The sequence below is a fragment of the Leifsonia sp. PARNA 1/14 genome (assembly GCF_055720965.1).
Map to the genome: position 1 here is coordinate 250,137 of NZ_JBVQSP010000002.1, position 16,621 is coordinate 266,757.

17 protein-coding genes and 1 pseudogene are annotated in these 16,621 nt (G+C 71.2%); 7 read left to right on the forward strand and 11 right to left on the reverse strand.

Annotated features, from left to right (window positions below; all coding sequences use genetic code 11):
- Window positions 1–37 precede the first annotated feature (37 nt).
- Both AC0HS0_RS06180 and AC0HS0_RS06185 read right to left on the reverse strand, forming a co-directional pair.
- Window positions 38–1,021, reverse strand: coding sequence for an aldo/keto reductase (locus tag AC0HS0_RS06180; protein WP_472962499.1), 984 nt, complete (start codon window positions 1,019–1,021; stop codon window positions 38–40).
- Window positions 1,021–2,160: a mandelate racemase/muconate lactonizing enzyme family protein gene (locus tag AC0HS0_RS06185; protein WP_472962501.1), complete on the reverse strand. Its 1,140-nt coding sequence runs from the start codon at window positions 2,158–2,160 to the stop codon at window positions 1,021–1,023. The genes AC0HS0_RS06180 and AC0HS0_RS06185 overlap by 1 nt, the downstream gene beginning before the upstream one ends.
- Before the next feature lie 122 nt (window positions 2,161–2,282).
- Between AC0HS0_RS06185 and AC0HS0_RS06190 the strand changes: the two genes are divergently transcribed.
- A complete protein-coding gene (locus AC0HS0_RS06190) occupies window positions 2,283–3,113 on the forward strand; it encodes an amidohydrolase family protein (protein WP_472962502.1) in 831 nt (276 codons plus the stop codon).
- Window positions 3,114–3,117: 4 nt separating this feature from the next.
- Here AC0HS0_RS06190 and AC0HS0_RS06195 read toward each other — a convergent pair whose 3' ends face one another.
- Together AC0HS0_RS06195 and AC0HS0_RS06200 are read right to left on the reverse strand one after the other, a co-directional pair.
- Window positions 3,118–3,621, reverse strand: coding sequence for a MarR family winged helix-turn-helix transcriptional regulator (locus AC0HS0_RS06195; RefSeq protein ID WP_472962503.1), 504 nt, complete (start codon window positions 3,619–3,621; stop codon window positions 3,118–3,120).
- Between the two features lie 67 nt (window positions 3,622–3,688).
- Window positions 3,689–6,640, reverse strand: coding sequence for a glycosyl hydrolase (locus tag AC0HS0_RS06200; RefSeq protein ID WP_472962504.1), 2,952 nt, complete (start codon window positions 6,638–6,640; stop codon window positions 3,689–3,691).
- Window positions 6,641–6,754: 114 nt separating this feature from the next.
- Between AC0HS0_RS06200 and AC0HS0_RS06205 the strand changes: the two genes are divergently transcribed.
- Window positions 6,755–7,435 (forward strand): nucleoside/nucleotide kinase family protein, encoded by a 681-nt coding sequence (locus AC0HS0_RS06205; RefSeq protein WP_472962505.1) that lies wholly within the window; start codon window positions 6,755–6,757, stop codon window positions 7,433–7,435.
- A gap of 9 nt (window positions 7,436–7,444) precedes the next feature.
- Window positions 7,445–7,693, forward strand: a complete 249-nt coding sequence (locus tag AC0HS0_RS06210; protein ID WP_472962506.1) for a glutaredoxin family protein — start codon at window positions 7,445–7,447, stop codon at window positions 7,691–7,693.
- Here AC0HS0_RS06210 and AC0HS0_RS06215 read toward each other — a convergent pair.
- The 3 genes from AC0HS0_RS06215 to AC0HS0_RS06225 all read right to left on the reverse strand — a co-directional run bounded on the left by AC0HS0_RS06215 (window position 7,690) and on the right by AC0HS0_RS06225 (window position 10,247).
- Entirely contained in the window at window positions 7,690–8,166 is a 477-nt protein-coding gene (locus AC0HS0_RS06215; protein WP_472962508.1) for a hypothetical protein, read from the reverse strand. The two genes, AC0HS0_RS06210 and AC0HS0_RS06215, sit on opposite strands and share 4 nt — an antisense overlap.
- Window positions 8,167–8,221: 55 nt before the next feature.
- Entirely contained in the window at window positions 8,222–9,544 is a 1,323-nt protein-coding gene (locus tag AC0HS0_RS06220; RefSeq protein WP_472962509.1) for a helicase domain-containing protein, read from the reverse strand.
- Between the two features lie 73 nt (window positions 9,545–9,617).
- Entirely contained in the window at window positions 9,618–10,247 is a 630-nt protein-coding gene (locus AC0HS0_RS06225; protein WP_472962510.1) for an MBL fold metallo-hydrolase, read from the reverse strand.
- 124 nt (window positions 10,248–10,371) lie between these two features.
- Here AC0HS0_RS06225 and AC0HS0_RS06230 point away from each other — a divergent pair, with 124 nt between their 5' ends.
- Both AC0HS0_RS06230 and AC0HS0_RS06235 read left to right on the forward strand, forming a co-directional pair.
- Window positions 10,372–11,343, forward strand: a complete 972-nt coding sequence (locus AC0HS0_RS06230; RefSeq protein ID WP_472963525.1) for an aldo/keto reductase — start codon at window positions 10,372–10,374, stop codon at window positions 11,341–11,343.
- A 14-nt stretch (window positions 11,344–11,357) separates the two neighbouring features.
- Window positions 11,358–12,218 (forward strand): aldo/keto reductase, encoded by an 861-nt coding sequence (locus AC0HS0_RS06235; RefSeq protein ID WP_472962511.1) that lies wholly within the window; start codon window positions 11,358–11,360, stop codon window positions 12,216–12,218.
- Between the two features lie 106 nt (window positions 12,219–12,324).
- Here the strand turns inward: AC0HS0_RS06235 and AC0HS0_RS06240 are convergent, their stop codons facing one another.
- The gene (locus AC0HS0_RS06240; protein WP_472962512.1) at window positions 12,325–13,218 is read right to left on the reverse strand and encodes a LysR family transcriptional regulator; all 894 of its coding nucleotides are present in this window, start codon (window positions 13,216–13,218) and stop codon (window positions 12,325–12,327) included.
- Between the two features lie 112 nt (window positions 13,219–13,330).
- Between AC0HS0_RS06240 and AC0HS0_RS06245 the strand changes: the two genes are divergently transcribed.
- Entirely contained in the window at window positions 13,331–14,617 is a 1,287-nt protein-coding gene (locus tag AC0HS0_RS06245) for a saccharopine dehydrogenase family protein (RefSeq protein ID WP_472962513.1), read from the forward strand.
- 33 nt (window positions 14,618–14,650) lie between these two features.
- Here AC0HS0_RS06245 and AC0HS0_RS06250 read toward each other — a convergent pair whose 3' ends face one another.
- From AC0HS0_RS06250 to panD, 3 genes are read right to left on the reverse strand one after another with little or no spacing between them, the layout of a single operon-like run.
- Window positions 14,651–14,971 (reverse strand): pyrophosphatase, encoded by a 321-nt coding sequence (locus AC0HS0_RS06250; protein ID WP_472962514.1) that lies wholly within the window; start codon window positions 14,969–14,971, stop codon window positions 14,651–14,653.
- Window positions 14,972–15,001: 30 nt separating this feature from the next.
- Window positions 15,002–15,532, reverse strand: a complete 531-nt coding sequence (locus tag AC0HS0_RS06255; protein ID WP_472962515.1) for a hypothetical protein — start codon at window positions 15,530–15,532, stop codon at window positions 15,002–15,004.
- Window positions 15,529–15,984 carry an aspartate 1-decarboxylase gene (panD, locus tag AC0HS0_RS06260; RefSeq protein ID WP_472962516.1) on the reverse strand — a complete coding sequence of 152 codons (456 nt, stop codon included), beginning with the start codon at window positions 15,982–15,984 and terminating at the stop codon, window positions 15,529–15,531. The genes AC0HS0_RS06255 and panD overlap by 4 nt, the downstream gene beginning before the upstream one ends.
- 75 nt (window positions 15,985–16,059) lie before the next feature.
- On the opposite strand from panD, the pseudogene AC0HS0_RS06265 reads away from it, so the two are divergent.
- Window positions 16,060–16,621 (forward strand): annotated as a pseudogene (locus AC0HS0_RS06265) (hypothetical protein); the annotation flags it as partial.

Below are 16,621 nucleotides of genomic sequence, written 5' to 3' on the forward strand. Positions count from 1 at the left end.
GTGCGGGCCGGTGGGATAGAGGAAAGAGGATGCAGGATCACCGAGCAGGATCACTGAGCGGGATCAGACCCTCGGCGCTCAGCTCGGCCCACAGCTCCTCGGGCACCTCAGGGGCGGCCAGCCCGGCGTTGCGGACGATCTGCTCCGGGCTGTCGGCGCCGAGCACGACCGTGGAGACCACAGGATGCCGCAGCGGGAACTGCACAGCCAGCTGCGGCAGTGTGACGCCGTACGGACCCGCGACGTCGGCGATCCTGGCCGCGCGCTCGAGCAGGGCGCCCGGCGCGGCACCGTAGTCGAAGGTCGCACCGGAGGCCGGGCGGTCGGTGGAGAGGATGCCCGAATTGAAGACCGCGGCGACCACGACCTCCACCCCGCGCTCCTGGGCGGCCGGCAGCAGGTCAGAGGCAGCAGTTCCGTCCAGCAGCGTGTACCTGCCCGCGCACATCACGATGTCGAGCTCGGTCTCGCGTACGAACCGGGTCAGCATGGCCGACTGGTTCATGCCGGCGCCGTACGACCGGATGACGCCCTGCGAGCGCAGCTCCTCCAGCGCGGGGAACGCGCCCTCCAGCGCCTCCCGCTCGTGCTCGTCGGGATCGTGGACGAAGAGGATGTCGATCCGGTCCAGGCCGAGACGGGCCAGTGAATCCTCGACCGACCGGAGCACGCCGTCGCGCGTGAAGTCGAACCGGCGTCGCCGTGTCGACGGAACGTCGAACAGGTTCGCGACGTCGGTGTCGCCCGGCCGGTAGTCCGGGTTCGGCTCCAGGAGGCGGCCGACCTTGGTCGACACGACGTACTCGTCGCGCGGGAGGCCGCGCAGACCTTCGCCGAGCCGCTCCTCTGCCAGACCCAGCCCGTAGTGCGGTGCGACGTCGAAGTACCGGATGCCGGCCTCCCACGCCGCGGGGACGATTCCGGGCCAGACGTCGTCCGGCCGCGCGGTGTACAGGTTGCCGAGCGCGGCAACGCCGTAGCCGATCGGTCCGCGCTGCGGACCACCAGGAGGATTCGCCATCACGCCACCCGCCGGTCGTCGATCGCGTCGAGGTCCCAGTCGATCCCGAGGCCCGGCGAGTCGGGCGCGACCCCGTGGCCGTCCCGGATGACCAGCTCGCGCTTCGTCACCGCGCGGAGCTGCGGGATGTGCTCGAGGTAGAGCGCGTTCGGCACCGCACAGCTCAGCGAGACGTGCAGCTCCATCAGGAAGTGCGGCGCGACCGCCACGTTGAACGACTCTGCTAGGTGCGCGACCTTCAGCCACGGGGTGATGCCGCCGACCCGGGCGACGTCCACCTGCACGATGGAGGCCGCGCCCGCCTGCAAATACTCGCGGAAGTGCCCGACCGAGTACATCGACTCGCCCACCGCGATCGGGAGCGTCGTCGACTCGGCGAGCCTCCGGTGGCCGGTGACGTCCTCCGCCGGCAGCGGCTCCTCGAACCAGAAGATGTCCAGCGGCTCCAGCAGCGCCGCCCGGCGGATCGCCTCCGCCGCGGTCATCGACTGGTTCGCGTCGACCATGATGTCCATGCCTGGGCCGACGGCGGCGCGCACGGCGGCGAGCCGCTCGGCGTCTTCGTGGCCGCGCGGCTTGCCGACCTTGATCTTCACGCCGTTCAGCCCGCGTCGCTGCGACTCGACCGCCTGGGCGACGAGCTCGTCGGTGTCGAAGTGCAGCCAGCCTCCCTCGGTGTCGTAGAGCGGGATGCTCGGCCGGGAGCCGCCGGCGGCGACCCAGAGCGGGAGCCCGGAGGCCGTGCAGCGCGCATCCCACACGGCGGTGTCCACGGCAGCGAGCGCCAGCGACGTGATCGCGCCGACTGTGGTCGCCCGCGTCGCCGAGAAGAGAGCACGCCACACGGCCTCCGGCCGATTGGCGTCCATGCCGACGAGGACGTCGAGCAGGCACGTGCGCAGCAGGCTGAGCACAGCCTCCCCGCCCGTGCCGATCGTGTAGCTGTAGCCGATGCCCTCCACGCCGCCCGCGGTGCGGATCCGGACGAAGATCGTCTCCTGCTTGAGGAATGACTGCACGGCGTCGGTGCGGACGGTCTCGACCTCGAGGTCGCTCAGCCACGCCTCGGCGCTGACGATGGTGCCGTCGACGGCGGTGCGGGAGGTGGGCGGGGCGAGGCGGCGCTGCGCAGGTGTCACGACGTACTCTCTTCGCGTGGACGAGGGCCTTTCGAACAGAACCCTATTGTCTATAGGATATGTGACGATCGCTGCATCCACAATCGTGCCATCACCGCAACCTGCGACGAAGGAGGATCTCCGTGCCCATCGACGCCCACCTCCACCTCTGGGACCCGGAGCGGGTCGCGTACCCGTGGCTGACCGACGCGGTCGCGCCGATCAACCGCACCTTCGCGTTCGCCGAGGCGCAGCCCCAGCTGGAGCGGGCAGGCGTCGACCGGGTCGTCCTCGTGCAGGCCGCGAACTCGGTGGAGGACTCGGCGGCCATGTTCGCGGTGTCCTCCTCGATCATCGCGGGCGTCGTCGCCTGGGTCGACCTGCTCAACCCGGCCACGGCCTCCCGCCAGCTGGACGAGTGGACTTCGCACCGGTCGTTCGTCGGCGTGCGGCATCTCATCCACGACGAGCCGGATCCCGACTGGCTCGGCCGACCCGAGGTGCGGTCGTCGCTCGGGCTGCTGGAGGCTCGCGGTCTGAGCTTCGACGTGATCGGGGTGCTGCCGCGGCACCTGGAGCACGCGCTCGCGCTGGCCGGCGAGCTGCCGTCGCTGCGGTTGGTCATCGACCACCTCGGCACGCCCCCGGTGGGCGCTTCGGACGCCCAGCCGTGGGCATCACTCATCACCGAGCTCGCGCACCATCCGAACGTGTTCGTCAAGCTCTCGGGCCTGACGACGCTCGGCGGCGGTTCGGACGCGGCGCGACTCCGGCCGTACGTCGAGCACGCGCTCGACGCGTTCGGCGCCTCGCGCGTGCTGTACGGCGGCGACTGGCCGGTGTCGACGCTGGCAGGGTCGTATGCGGAGACGTGGGCGACGGTGACGGAGCTGCTCGGGGGGCTGTCACCGGTCGAACGGGAGGATGTGCTCACGCGCTCGGCCGAGCGGGCGTATCGCCTGCGCGCGTCCTGAACCCCTACCGCTCCCGCAACCCCGGCGTCATCGCCAGCCCCGCGAACGCATGGCGCGCGAACCGCGCGACGTAGCGGCGCAGGTTCTCGACCTCCTGGGGGTCCCAGCCGAGCGTGACCTCGTCGACCTGAGCCTGGGCGACCTCCATGATGCGCTCGCCGAGCAGGCGGCCGTCGGCGGTGAGGGCGACCAGCACGCTGCGCTCGTCGCGCGGTGCCGGCACCCGCTCGACCAGGCCGATCTCCTCCAGCCGCCGGACGATCTTCGAGATGTTGGCCTTGCCGGTGCCGAGGGTCGCCGCCAGGTCGGTCGGGCGCAGCGCGCCCCGGTAGGCGAGCTGGTTGACGACCACGAACATCGGGATGTCGTCGATCGGGAACCCGATCTTCTCCATCACCCGCACCCGCACCTCGCGGCTGTCGGCCCAGTGCACGATCGACGCGATCGACAGCCGCAGGTCGAGCGGGTCCTGCTCGATGACCGGCGAGAGGTCGGGGTCGTCCGACACGCTGCCACCTCCTCAGTTCGGCGTGCTGCTCAGTATCTCAGGAGCGCCGCATCCACCGGCTCCCGGCTCAGCGCTCGCTGACGATCGTCACCGGGCCCAGGAGGCCGTGCGGTCGCACCACCGTCACGTGCGCCTCCTGGCGGCCGAGCAGCAGCGTGCCCATGTCGGGGATGTCGTCGTAGTAGCCGCGAGCAATGAGCCGATTGTTCAGCGAGCTGGCGACCCGGACCACGATCGTGTTGCGCCCGGCGCGGGCGACGTCGGTGATGTCCACGACCGGGCGGGACGTGTCGAAGCCGCGCGCCTCCCCGTCGTTCACGACCACGGAACCGAGTCCGCCCGCCGTCGAGCCGAGGTCGAGCAGGAGGCGCTCACCGGGCTCGGCGGCCCGATCGAGGTCCACCGTCGCCTGGTACTCCGCCACTCCCGACACCTCCGGCCCGACGCCCGCCAGTTCGCTCCACGGTCGCAGCTCGGCACCGTCGACGGCGATCGTGGTCACCGCCGTCGTCGGCCGCACCTCCCGGCTCTCGTATCCGAGGCCGCGGTCCTCCACGATCAGCTCGTTCTCTCCGGCGTCCCAGCTCTCGACGGAGACGTTCCAGCCGGCGACCTCGCGAACCGTCTCGCGGGAGGCCGGGGCCGACTCGGCGGGACGCTGCGCGCGATCGACAATCAGGAGCGCGATCTCGCCCGGCGCGAGCGCGACCGACACCAGCGTGCGGTCGCCCTCGATGCGCACGCCGCGGTGCTCCGCCAGGCGACCGTTCCACGGGTCGATGCGATAGGGCGCGCCGACGCCGGGGAGAGCGACCTCCACGACGGTGTCCTCGCCGGTCTCGTAGAGGAAGTTGTAGAGGTACACGTGCAGCAGCTCGCCCTCCTCTCGGAGGTAGCCGAGCACGTTCCGGTTGTCGGTCGCGAACTCGGCGCGGCCGGTGACGCCCAAGCCTCGCAGCGCGGCGACGGTCTCGGCGGGGTCGTCGACCTCCGCCACCGTCGGCTGCGCGCGCAGCTCGACCATCGTCGCGGCGAGCTCGTCGTCACGGCCGTCGAGGCCGGGGGTGCGGGAGGCCGCATGCGCGTTCAGGACGTGCTCGCCGGTCATCAGCAGCTTCAGCTCGCGGGCGCCGTTGACGATCAGCACGCGGAGGCCGGCCCGCGCCCGATCGAGCAGCAGGCGCGCGACGTCGGCGTTCAGAGCCTCCTGGTAGACGATGAGCGCCTGGTAGCCGGGCCCATCGGGCTGCACCACGCCGTCGGCGAACGACACGTCGTCATGCTGCAGCAGCGAGCCGTCGAAGAATTCGTAGCTCCAACCGGCGTCCTGCATGCCGAGGTCCTGCCACCAGTGGTTCTCGCGGTTCCGCATCCACATCGTGCCGTAGGCGACCTCGTCGGGGATGCGGCCGCCGTCCTGGTCGAGGAAGAACATCCCGGACATGTTGTCGACGAAGTGGTCTGTGCGCAGGATGCCGACGTCGATGCGCGGGCGGCCCTGACGCAGCAGGTACTGGATGCGGCCGATCGCGGCATTCCATTGCGGGTAGAACTCGCTGGCCGGCTGGCGGAGGTCGAACCGCTCGGAGAATCCCGGCCACATGCCCTCGTGTCCCGGCCATTCGGTCGCGCCCTCCGCGCCTGCGGTGCTCGCCCAGCCGTGCAGCACGGTCTTGGTGATGCCGGCTGCCAGCTGCGTCGCGATGATCTGGTCGTAGAACCGGTGATCGAGCATGTGGTTGCGCGTCGTCGCGCCGGTCTCGGAGGAGTACTGCTTGCCGAACAGGTGGGCCGGCCCCGCGAGCAGGCGGTAGGCGTCGATCTGCGAGCCGAACTCGAGCGACTCGGTCTCGATGCCGTCGACCTCCGGGCCCGGGCGGGTCAGCTCGAACGGGAGCCCGTAGCTGATCTCCGAGCGCAGCAGGATGCCGTTCTCGTGCAGGAACGCGGCGAACGGCCGCAGCATGTTCTCGATGTACAGGTCGGTCAGCGTCTCGACGTAGTCGTGGCGCACCTTCTCGACGGTGACCCGCTGCCCGTCGGTCGGCTGGTAGCGGTACGTGGTGGCGGAGGCCATCAGGAGCACGCTGCGGGTGAGGAACGGCAGCCACGGCGTGACGTCGTAGCCGCGGCGCTCCCGGAACTCGTGCGCGACGGACTCACCCCAGAACAGGCCGCCCTCGCCCCAGGTGTTGAGCTCCAGCGAGTCCATGTACATCTGCGCGCGCGGGTTGCGGGCGATGAGCGCGCGCAGTTCGGGCGTGAGCACGGTAGAGCCCCAGTAGTCGATGACCGCATCGACGCCCGCGCGGTCGAGGTAGTTGACGGTGTAGTTGACGCTCGCCGACGGGGAGGCCGTCTGCCCGGTGCCGTGCGACCAGAACACGAAGAGCTTCCAGGCGCGGTCGTCGTCGGGCGTCCATTCGAGCGTGCCGTCGACGACCTGGGAGGTCAGGTCGACGACGGCGTCCGCGTCGAGCACCGGCGCTGCCCCGTCGGCCCCCTCCTCGACGACGGGCGCGGCCACCACAGCCACGAACTCCTGCGTCTTCGGCGCGATCCGGTGGCCGGGCAGCAGGCTCTCCTCGCGGTGGGCGTCGAGCTCGATGCGCGGGAGGACGCCGCGACGTCCCGCGCCCGCCCGCACGTCCTCCACGACGAAGTTCAGCTCACGCGCCGCCGCGGGATGGTCGGGGTCGATCGTCGGCAGATTCGCGTTGGACCAGTTCGTCCCGGAGGTGAAGCTCACCGACATCCCGCGCGCGGTGGTCTCCTCCACGACGAGCTGCGAGTCGTGCACCCACTCTTCGGAGCCCCAGCCGTAGCGGGTGTGGTCGATCGCCTGCTCGTCCATCGCGAGGAACTCCATGCCGCCGAAGCCGAGCCGGTGCGCGGCGTCGATCTCGAACCGCAGCGTGCGGTCGGTGTGGAGGCCCTCCGCCAGCCACCAGCGCAGCTCGGGACGGAACTCGATGGGCGGGTCCTGCAGCGGTCCGCGGTGTCGGTCGAGCTCGGACATGGGTCGGTTCTCCTTCGAACGCCGGTCTATTGTCGGGAGCATAACATTTATTGTCGTCAGGACACTAGAGCCGCAATGGGTCTCCGGCGGCGAAGAAGACCGAAAATGGACGGCATGGACTCCGACCGATCGCCGGCAGACGCGGCGGCCCTCGCTCATCGCGCGCTCGCGCTCACCTCGCCCGTCGCGCCCGCCACAGGGCGGCCGATCGTCGGCATCGCCGGAAGCCCCGGCTCCGGCAAGACCACACTGGCCCGCGCGGTCGTGGCGGCCGCGAACGACGGGGCCGGCGCGGAGGTCGCGGCGTACCTCCCGATGGACGGGTTCCACCTCGCCGACGCGACACTGGAGGCCCTCGGTCGGAGCAACCGCAAAGGCGCGATCGACACGTTCGACGGCTGGGGTTTCGTCGCCCTGCTCGAGCGCGTGCGCGCCGAACGCGATAACACCATCTACGCGCCGGCGTTCGACCGGGCGGTCGGCGAGCCGATCGCGGGTAGCATCGCCATCAGCCCCGAGACCCGTCTCGTCGTGGTCGAGGGCAACTACCTGCTCGCGCCGGCCGACCCGTGGTCGCGCATCCCGCACCTCCTCGCCGAGAGCTGGTTCGTGGCGACCCCCGAGGAGGAGCGCCTGCGCCGGCTCGTCGAGCGCCACACGCTGCACGGCAGGACCCCGGAGGCTGCACGAGCCTGGGCGAGGGACGTGGACGGCACCAACGCACTCCTCATCGAACCCACCGCGGCGAGCGCCACCCTGATCGTGGACGGCGGACTCCCAGTCGCGGCTGCTTAGGCTGGAGCAATGACTTCCTCCTTCGACACCGTCACCATGTTCGGCGCGGACTGGTGCCGCGACTGCATCCGCTCCAAGGCCCTCCTGGAGCGCCTCGGCACCGAGTACGAGTACGTCGACCTCGTCGCGCGCCCCGAAGAGGCCGACCGCGCCCAGGCGATCAGCGGCCGCACCAACATCCCGGTGATCGTGTTCCCCGACGGCCGTCACCTGGTCGAGCCGACCGACGCAGAGCTCGAGGCCGCGCTGGCGCTCTAACCGTCTGCCGGGGACGACTCCGTAGCGCCCGCGGCCGCCACGCGGTCACGGGCCTCGGCGAGCTTCGTCGCCCTGCCCGCCCGGAACCAGGCGTTCGACGCGGGCATCCAGAGCAGGACGATTCCCGCGATACCGGCCGCCCCGATCGCGAGGCCTGTTGCACTCAGAAAGGCGAACGCGGCCGTGACGATCGAGACGGCTCCCAGCACCGTGAGGACGATGCGCGCCCACCCGGCGCCCCTCCGGAGGCGCACGGCCGCGAGCACGCAGAGTGCGTACAGGGCGACGACGACGATGTCGGCGACGATCCCCGTCTGGCCTATGGACCATTGGTGCACGATCACGAACGGCAGGATCACGAGGCGCACCGCGATGATCGCGAGGAATACCCAGAACGCGGCCTGGACCTGGGCGGGCCACTGACCCAGCAGCTCGACACGTTCTGTGGTCGGAGGCCCCATAGCGTCACTCATCGTTCTCCCTCGGATCGCCGATCGCGAGCCTAGTGCGGGAGGCGGTGCCGCAACATCACCTCTTCGGGGCCAGCACCACCAGCTCCCGAGTCGACCGCGTCATCGCCACGTAGTGGTCGACCGCGCCCCCGATCCCGTCGCCGAAACCGTCGGGATCGACCAGCACGACCAGGTCGAACTCGAGGCCTTTCGACTGCGCAGGCGTGAGGACCCGCACGCGATCGGACCGCGGGACGACCGCCGCGACGGCCTGCGTCTGGTCTTCCGCGGCGATGACGCAGCCGATCCCGGCCGGGTCGTCGGCGAGCCACGCCCCTACGATCGCGGCGAGGTCGTCGCGGGTGCCCCGCACGACGGGAAGCCCGCTCGTGCGCACCGACGTCGGCACGTTCGCGTCCGGGATGACCGCGCGGATCACCGGCTCGGCCTCCGCCATGATCTCCTCGGGCGTGCGGTAATTGATCGTCAGCGTCGAGACGCGTACGTCCGGGATGCCCGCCGCACCGAGCCGGGACGCCCACGCCGCGGTGAAGCCGTGCCGCGCCTGCGCCCGGTCGCCCACGATCGTGAAGCTGCGCGACGGGCATCGCCGCAGCAGCATGCGCCACTCGGCGTCGGTGAGCTCCTGCGCCTCGTCGACGACGATGTGCGCGAACGGCCCGGCGAGCAGGTCGGGGTCGAGGCGCGGGAGCGCGGCCTCGTCGATCAGGGAGGTCTGAGCGTCCGCCCCCCTCAGCATCGTGACGAGGCCCTCGCCGTCGTCCGCCGCGATCAGGTCGTCGACCACGCGGTTGCGTCCCTCGCGCTCGAACGCGAGCACGGCCTCCCGCTCGCGCCGCACCCGGGCGGAGGTCGGGTCGCCGATGCGCTGCCGGGCGGCGTCGAGCAACGGGAGGTCGGAGAGCGTCCACGCCCGAGGGTCGTCGCGTTGCAGCAGGGCGACCTCCTCGTCGGTCAGGGCCGGCGCGCACGCCCGCAGGTAGGCCGGCACCGAGAAGAGGTCACCGAGCACTCCTGCCGGGTCGAGCAGCGGCCAGGCGCGGGTGAAGACCGTCCGCAGTGCGGCGTTCTGCTCGAGCTGACGGCGCAGCGCCGCGGCGGGCGCGACCTCCGCGGCTTTGGCCTCCAGGATCGTCAGCAGCTCCTCCCACACGTCGTCACGTGCGTCGTCGTGCGGGGTGCTCGCGCCGGCCGCGTCGAACGCGTCGGCCCAGTCGTCGGGCGTCAGTGGGAGGTCGGCCCATTCGGTCTCGACGACCATGCCGCGCGACGGCGGCACCTCGTAGTGGCGCACGGCCCGCTCGACGGCGGCGACCAGAGTCGACGACGCCTTGAGACGGGCGACCTCCGCGGCGCCTCCACCTCCCCCTTGCCGCAAGCCCCACCCCGTCGCATATCCTGGAACTGCAGGCACACACCGCCGAGGGTCAGGCGCTCAGGCGGTCAAACGGTCAGGCGGTCAGCCGCGCGGGAGAGCCGTGGCCGGGGCAGACGAGGCGCGGTGCCGAGGCCGTGATCGCGGCGAGCGTCGCGTCGGCGGCGTCGCGGTCGCTGATCAAGAAGCCCGGAAAGTGCACGAGCCGGCCCTTCGAGACGCGGGCGGCATCGCCGATGAAGGCGACCGCGCGCCAGCGCACCACGTGGTGGCCCGGCGTGTGACCGGGCGCGGGCAGGGCGACGACCGCCGGAGCGATCTCCTCCTCGGCGTGGTCGGGCAGTGCGGTCAGCTCGGGAAGGTCGGCGCGGCCCAGCCATCCGGACCGGAACATCACGCGGCGCATCCGGGTGGGCGGTTCCACCTCGCCACGCAGGATACGGATGTCGGCGGAGCCGAGCCACACCCGGGCGCCCGTCGCGCGCTGCACGGCGGCCGCACCTCCGACGTGGTCCGGGTCGTAGTGCGTGAGCACGACGTCGGTGACCTTGGGGAGGTGCGCGGCGGCCAGCTCCCCGACCACGGCGTCCGCGCTCGAACGCAACCCGGTGTCGACCAGGACTGCACGGTCGCCCTCCTCGATCAGATAGGCGTTTCCGCCACGGGTCGAGGTCAACCGGTGGACGCCCGGGATCACTTCGCGCATGAGTGGGATGCTAGTCCGAGTGGTCGCCGCCCCGCCCCGACCCATCACCGAAACCGCACAATCCCATCACGACCTCCTGTTGGACTTCTGGCCGGTTCGGGCGGAGGCTGGCGCCATGACAGACATGCAGTACACGCACCTGGGTCGGTCCGGCTTGTCGGTGTCGCGGCTGGTGCTCGGCACGATGAACTTTGGGCCGGAGACCACTGCCGACGACTCTTTCGAGATCATGGACGCCGCCCATGCCGCCGGCATCAACTACTTCGACACCGCCAACGTCTACGGACGCAGCAAGGGCCACGGCGCCACCGAGACGATCATCGGCGACTGGTTCGCGCAGGGCGACGGACGTCGCGAGCGCACGGTCCTCGCCACCAAGCTCTACGGCGCCATGGGCGACTGGCCCAACGAGGGCAAGCTCTCGTCGCTCAACATCCGACGCGCGCTCGACGCCAGCCTCAAGCGGCTGCAGACCGACTACATCGACATCTACCAGTTCCACCACGTCGACAGGGACACCCCCTGGGACGAGATCTGGCAGGCGATGGAGGTCGCCGTCGCACAGGGCAAGATCCTGTACGCCGGCTCGAGCAACTTCGCCGGCTGGCACATCGCGACAGCGCAGGCGGAGGCCCGCAGGCGGGACTTCCTGGGCCTCGTGAGCGAGCAGTCCATCTACAACCTCCTCACCCGGCAGGTCGAGCTGGAGGTGCTGCCCGCGGCGCAGGCGAACGGCGTCGGCGTGATCGCCTGGTCGCCTCTGCACGGCGGCCTCCTGGGCGGCGTGCTCCGCAAGCAGAACGAAGGCCGGCGCCGGCTGGAGGGCCGCGCCGCCGAGACGCTCGCCACCCACCGCGACGCGATCGAGGCCTACGAGTCGTTCGCCGCCGAGCTCGGCCACGAGCCCGGCGACGTCGCGCTCGCCTGGCTCCTCAGCCGTCCGGGCGTGACCGGCCCCATCATCGGCCCGCGCACCCGCGAGCAGCTGGAGGCCGGCATCCGCGCGCTCGACGTGCAGCTGGACGACGCCGCGCTCGCCCGCCTCGACGAGATCTTCCCGGGCCACAAGACCGCGCCCGAGCACTACGCCTGGTAACGAAAGGATCCTGAGTGAAGAACCGCAGAATCGGCGATGTCGAGGTCTCCGCGATCGGCCTGGGCGGCATGCCCATGTCGATCGAGGGGCGGCCCGACCGCAAGCGCTCCATCGACACCCTGCACGCGGCGCTCGACGCCGGCGTGACGCTGCTCGACACGGCCGATGCCTACCACCTCCACGCCGACGAAGTCGGGCACAACGAGGAACTGTTCGCCGAGGCGCTGCGCACCTGGAGCGGTGACGCCTCCACCGTGCTCGTCGCCACCAAGGGCGGACACCTGCGCCCGGGCGACGGCAGCTGGTACGTGGACGGGAGCCCCGAATACCTGAAGGAGGCCGCGAAGGCCTCCCTCGCCCGTCTCGGCGGGGATGCGCTGGGCCTGTACCAGTTCCACCGCCCCGACCCCTCCGTGCCGTACGAGGACTCGGTCGGCGCGATCCGCGACCTGCTCGACGAGGGCGTCATCCGGCTGGCCGGCATCTCCAACGCGAACCCGGAGCAGATCCGGCAGGCGCAGGAGATCCTCGGCGGCCGCCTGGCGTCCGTGCAGAACCAGTTCTCGCCGGCGTTCCGCTCGAGCGACCCCGAGCTGCGGCTCGCGGACGAGCTGGGCATCGCCTTCCTGCCGTGGAGCCCGCTCGGCGGCATCAGCCACGCGAGCGAGCTGGGCGACCGCTTCGCGCCGTTCGCCGAGATCGCGTCGGCGCGCGGGATCAGCCCGCAGGTCGTCGCCCTGGCCTGGCATCTGGCGCAGAGCCCGCACGTCATCCCGATCCCGGGCTCGTCGCGACCGGAGACCATCCTGGACTCGATCACGGCCGTGGACGTCGAGCTCACCCCCGAGGAGCTCGACCGCCTCGACGCCGCCTGACCCGTGCAGGCGCGCCGCGCTTCATCCTCGCCGAGGGGCACGTCGTTGTCACTTTTCCGCCCGAGAAGTGACAACGACGTGCCCTTCGTCGTTCGCGGGAGGCGCGTCAGGCGGGTTGCGGGGCCGGCGCCTCCAAGCGCGCCAGCTGCCGCAGGAAGGCCGCGGCCGCCGGGCTCGGCTCGTCGGAGACGGCCACGGCGACCGTCCACTCCGGCACGTCGCCGCTGAGCGCGACGGCGCGCAACCGGTCCGGGCGCTTGCGGGCGAAGCTCTGCGGCACGACCGCCACGCCGAGGTTGTAGCCGACGAGGTCGAGCAGCGGATGGACGTCGTTGACCTCCATCGCCGCGCGGTAGTCGAACCCGGCCGCCGCAAAGGCCCGTCGGGCGAGCGCCTGTGCTCCCCAGCCCTCCTGGAAGCCGACGAGCGGCTCGCCACGCAGTGCTTCGATCGGGATGCTGTCCTCGGCCGCGAAGCGGTGGTCGGGGTGGCAGAGCACCAGCAGCTGCTGCGTGCTCAGCGCCCGCAGGCGCACGCCGTTCGGCGCGTGGCCGGTGTCGACGACCACGGCGACGTCTGCTCGCCCGCCGGCGACCGCCTCCACCAGCTCCTCCGAGCCCGAGTACCGCAGCCGCACCTCCACCCCGGGGTTCGCCGTGCGGAACGCGGCCAGCTCGGCGGGAAGGTCGACCGAGCCCAAGCACGGCTCGGCGCCGATGGTGAGCCGGCCGCGCAGCAAGCCCCGCACGGCGGCGACGGCGTTACGTGCGGCGGCCGCGCTCGCGAGCGTGCGCACCGAGTCGGCGAGCAGAGCTTGGCCGGCAGTGGTCAGCTCGACCCGGCGCGTGCTGCGGATGAAGAGGGAGGTGCCGAGCTCCTGCTCGAGCGAGCGGATCGAGGCCGACAGCCCCGACTGCGAGATCTGCAGCAGCTCGGCGGCGCGCGTGAAGTGCCGTTCTTCGGCGACGGTGACGAAGTGCTCGAGCTGACGGAGTTCCATTCAGCAAGGATACTGGTCAATCCGACCCGCATCATCGACGGAGGCGGATAGGCGCGCGACACCGCGCCCGCACCTCTGCCGCTGCGACGCCCGACCGAGCACAATGAGCACCATGCGCATCCTGCTGATCGGCGCCGGTGGCGTCGGAAACGCCATCGCGAAGATCGCCGCCCGCCGCTCCTTCTACGAGGCGTTCGTCGTCAGCGACTACGACGAGGCCAGGGCGGAGGCCGCCGTCGAGTGGATCCGCGCACGCCACGGCGAGCATGTCGCCTCGCGCTTCACGGCGACCCGCATCGACGCCTCCGACCCGAGCTCGGTCGCGGCGGTCGCGCGGGAGCACCGGGCGACTCACGTCATGAACGCGGTCGAGCCGAAGTTCGTCGAGTCGATCTTCGCCGGCGCGCTGTCCGCCGGCGCCGACTACCTCGACATGGCGATGAGCCTGTCGCATCCGCACCAGACCGAGCCGTACAGCCGGCCCGGCATCAAGCTCGGCGACGCCCAGTTCGCCGAGAATCAGCGGTGGGAGGCCGCCGGCCGGCTCGCCCTGGTCGGCATGGGCGTCGAGCCGGGTCTCTCCGACGTGTTCGCCCGCTACGCCGCCGACGAGCTGTTCTCCGAGATCGACGAGCTCGGCACCCGCGACGGCGCGAACCTCGTGGTGCGCGACGACGACGGCAACGAGATCTTCGCGCCCTCCTTCAGCATCTGGACCACCATCGAGGAGTGCCTCAACCCGCCGGTGATCTTCGACAAGTCGCGGGTGGGCGAGGAGGACGGCGGCTGGTACACGACGCCGCCGTTCAGCGAGCCGGAGGTCTTCGACTTCCCCGAGGGCATCGGCCCGGTCGAGTGCGTCAACGTCGAGCACGAGGAGGTCCTCCTCATGCCCCGCTGGCTCGACGCCAAGCGGGTCACGTTCAAGTACGGCCTCGGCGAGGAGTTCATCGGCGTGCTGCGCACTCTCCACCTTCTCGGCCTCGACTCGACCGTGCCACTGCGGGTGCGGTCGGCCTCCGGCCCCGTGGAGGTCGCCCCTCGCGACGTCGTCGCCGCCGCCCTCCCCGACCCGGCGACCATCGGCCCGCGGATGACCGGCAAGACGTGCGCCGGCGTCTGGGTGACCGGCACCGGCAAGGACGGCCTCCCCCGCAGCGTGTACCTGTATCACGTCAGCGACAACGAGTGGACGATGCGCGAGTACGACGCCCAGTGCGTCGTCTGGCAGACCGCGCTCAACCCGGTCATCGCCCTCGAACTCCTCGCGAACGGCACCTGGTCGGGCTCCGGGGTCCGCGGCCCCGAGGCCTTCCCCGCGCGCCCGTTCCTCGAGCTGATGGAGCGCCCGGAGGCCGACGGCGGCTATGGCCAGCCTTGGGGCCTCCGCGAGCCGTAACCCGCGCCCTCGCCGCCGACGGCGAAACTCACGTCAGGCGCCGGACCGCTCCGGCTTCCAGACCAACCATTTACGGGCGACCTCCGCTTCGAGGTCCACGTCGAACCGACGCCCGATCAGCAGCACCTGCGCGAGCACGTCGGACAGCTCGGCACGGAAATCCTCCTCCACCTGCTGCTCGGTGCGCCCTTTGTCGCGCGTCTGACGCGACCGGGCGAGGTACGCCTGCATCAGTTCGCCGACCTCCTCGCCGAGTTTGAGCAGGAACCAGTCGTCCGTCCGCTGGATGTCGTGGCGCTCCGCATAGAACGCCGACACCGCCTCCACTTCGTCTTGCAGCGCCGCGATCTCCATGTCTCGATCTTGCCAGGATCGCGGGCCGGGCTACCGCCGCAGCACGCTCGGCCGCGGCAGTCCCAGGTCTTCGAGGAGGTCGCCCAGCATGCGGTCGAGCTCGTAGCCGGCCTGCGTGATCTTGTTGTTGCCGAAGCCCCGCAGCGGGGCGCTGGGCTGGTCGGCGCTCAGCACGGTCCACCCCTCCCGCGATGCGTGCAGCTCGACGCGGAACGGGGTGTAGAGCGTGGTGCCGGCGTCGTGCCGGTACATCCGCGCTGCCGTCGCGTAGTCGCCGACGAGGTAGCCGACGCCCGGGAGGTCGACGCCGCCGACGCGCATCACCGCGGTCACCTCGCCGCTCCAGAAGCACACCAGCCCGTGCGATCCCGGCCCCGCGAGCGAGCGGGTGAGCGTCGTCCAGTCGGCCCCCGCGTCGAGGAGGCGGCGCAGGAGGTCGTGGTCGAGCTCGGGGACCTCCGTCTCGAAAGCGGCGCGCAGCGTCGTGAACGGCACTTCGGCCTCCAGCTCGATGCGCTGTCCTTCGATGGGGTGGAGGCTCTCGGTGGCGCGGTAGGTCACGCGGGTCCGGCGGTCGCCGGCGCTGCCCCGTCGACCGCCGACAGCACCGCGAACGGCGGTGCGCTCACGCCCTCGGCGAGCGCCTCCGCCGGGTCGGCGCCGATCGTGACGATGCGGTTGCCGGCGTCGACGTGCACCACCGTGGGAGTGAACGTCCGCGCCTCCGTGTCGTCGAGCTGGGCGTACGAGATGACGATGACGGTGTCGCCGACGTCGGCCAGATGGGCCGCCGCGCCGTTCACCCCGATGACGCCGCTGCCGCGTTCGCCCGCGATCAGGTAGGTCTCGAACCGGGAGCCGTTGGTGACGTCGACCACCGCGACCTGCTCGCCGGGCAGCAGGTCGGCGGCCTCCATCAAGTCGAGGTCGACGGTCAGCGAGCCGACGTAGTGGAGGTCGGCGTGGGTGACCGTCGCACGATGGATCTTGGACTTGAACATGGTGCGGAGCACGGCCGGTCCTTTCGTGGTCTTGCTCCATTCTCCCGCGGGTTCGGAGGGTCTCGGTCCGTCACGGGAGAATGGAGCGTGCACAACCTCGGACTCCTCTTCGACGTCGACGGCCCGATCGCCAGCCCGGTCACGCGGACCATCGCCATCCGCAGCATCGTCACCGACCTGGTCGCGATGACCGCGGCGGGCGTTCCGATCGCCTTCATCACCGGTCGCTCCGGCGACTTCATCCGCAACCAGGTGGTCGCCCCGCTGTGCGACGCCGGCCTCGGCGACGCTCTCGCGTCGCACGGCGCCCGGATGTTCGGCGTCTTCGAGAAGGGCGGCGCCTGGGCGCCGATCACGGGCGACGGGATGCGCGAGGTCGCAGTCGACGCGTCTGTCGCACTCCCCCAGCGCGCCGTGGGCGGCATCCGGGAGCTCGTGAGGGACCGGTTCGCCGACACGATGTTCTTCGACGAGACGAAGCGCGCGATGATCTCGGTCGAGCAGCGCACCGACGTCGACTCCGAGACGTACACGGAGGCCCAGGGCCGGTTCGAGGACGCCGCCTTCGACCTCCTGACCGGTCTCGGCCTCGGGCTGCGCTACGGCGAGCGCGTCGCACCCGACGCCGACGGCGTGGTGCCGTTCCGCA

Excerpts from the sequence above, each read along its gene's own strand:
- AC0HS0_RS06250 (WP_472962514.1), bottom strand. The coding sequence starts at position 14,971 with ATGGAGATCGCGGCGCTGCAAGACGAAGTGGAGGCGGTGTCGGCGTTC.
- AC0HS0_RS06245 (WP_472962513.1), top strand. The coding sequence starts at position 13,331 with ATGCGCATCCTGCTGATCGGCGCCGGTGGCGTCGGAAACGCCATCGCG.
- AC0HS0_RS06240 (WP_472962512.1), bottom strand. The coding sequence starts at position 13,218 with ATGGAACTCCGTCAGCTCGAGCACTTCGTCACCGTCGCCGAAGAACGG.
- AC0HS0_RS06225 (WP_472962510.1), bottom strand. The coding sequence starts at position 10,247 with ATGCGCGAAGTGATCCCGGGCGTCCACCGGTTGACCTCGACCCGTGGC.
- AC0HS0_RS06205 (WP_472962505.1), top strand. The coding sequence starts at position 6,755 with ATGGACTCCGACCGATCGCCGGCAGACGCGGCGGCCCTCGCTCATCGC.
- AC0HS0_RS06230 (WP_472963525.1), top strand. The coding sequence starts at position 10,372 with ATGCAGTACACGCACCTGGGTCGGTCCGGCTTGTCGGTGTCGCGGCTG.
- AC0HS0_RS06215 (WP_472962508.1), bottom strand. The coding sequence starts at position 8,166 with ATGAGTGACGCTATGGGGCCTCCGACCACAGAACGTGTCGAGCTGCTG.
- AC0HS0_RS06180 (WP_472962499.1), bottom strand. The coding sequence starts at position 1,021 with ATGGCGAATCCTCCTGGTGGTCCGCAGCGCGGACCGATCGGCTACGGC.
- AC0HS0_RS06200 (WP_472962504.1), bottom strand. The coding sequence starts at position 6,640 with ATGTCCGAGCTCGACCGACACCGCGGACCGCTGCAGGACCCGCCCATC.
- AC0HS0_RS06210 (WP_472962506.1), top strand. The coding sequence starts at position 7,445 with ATGACTTCCTCCTTCGACACCGTCACCATGTTCGGCGCGGACTGGTGC.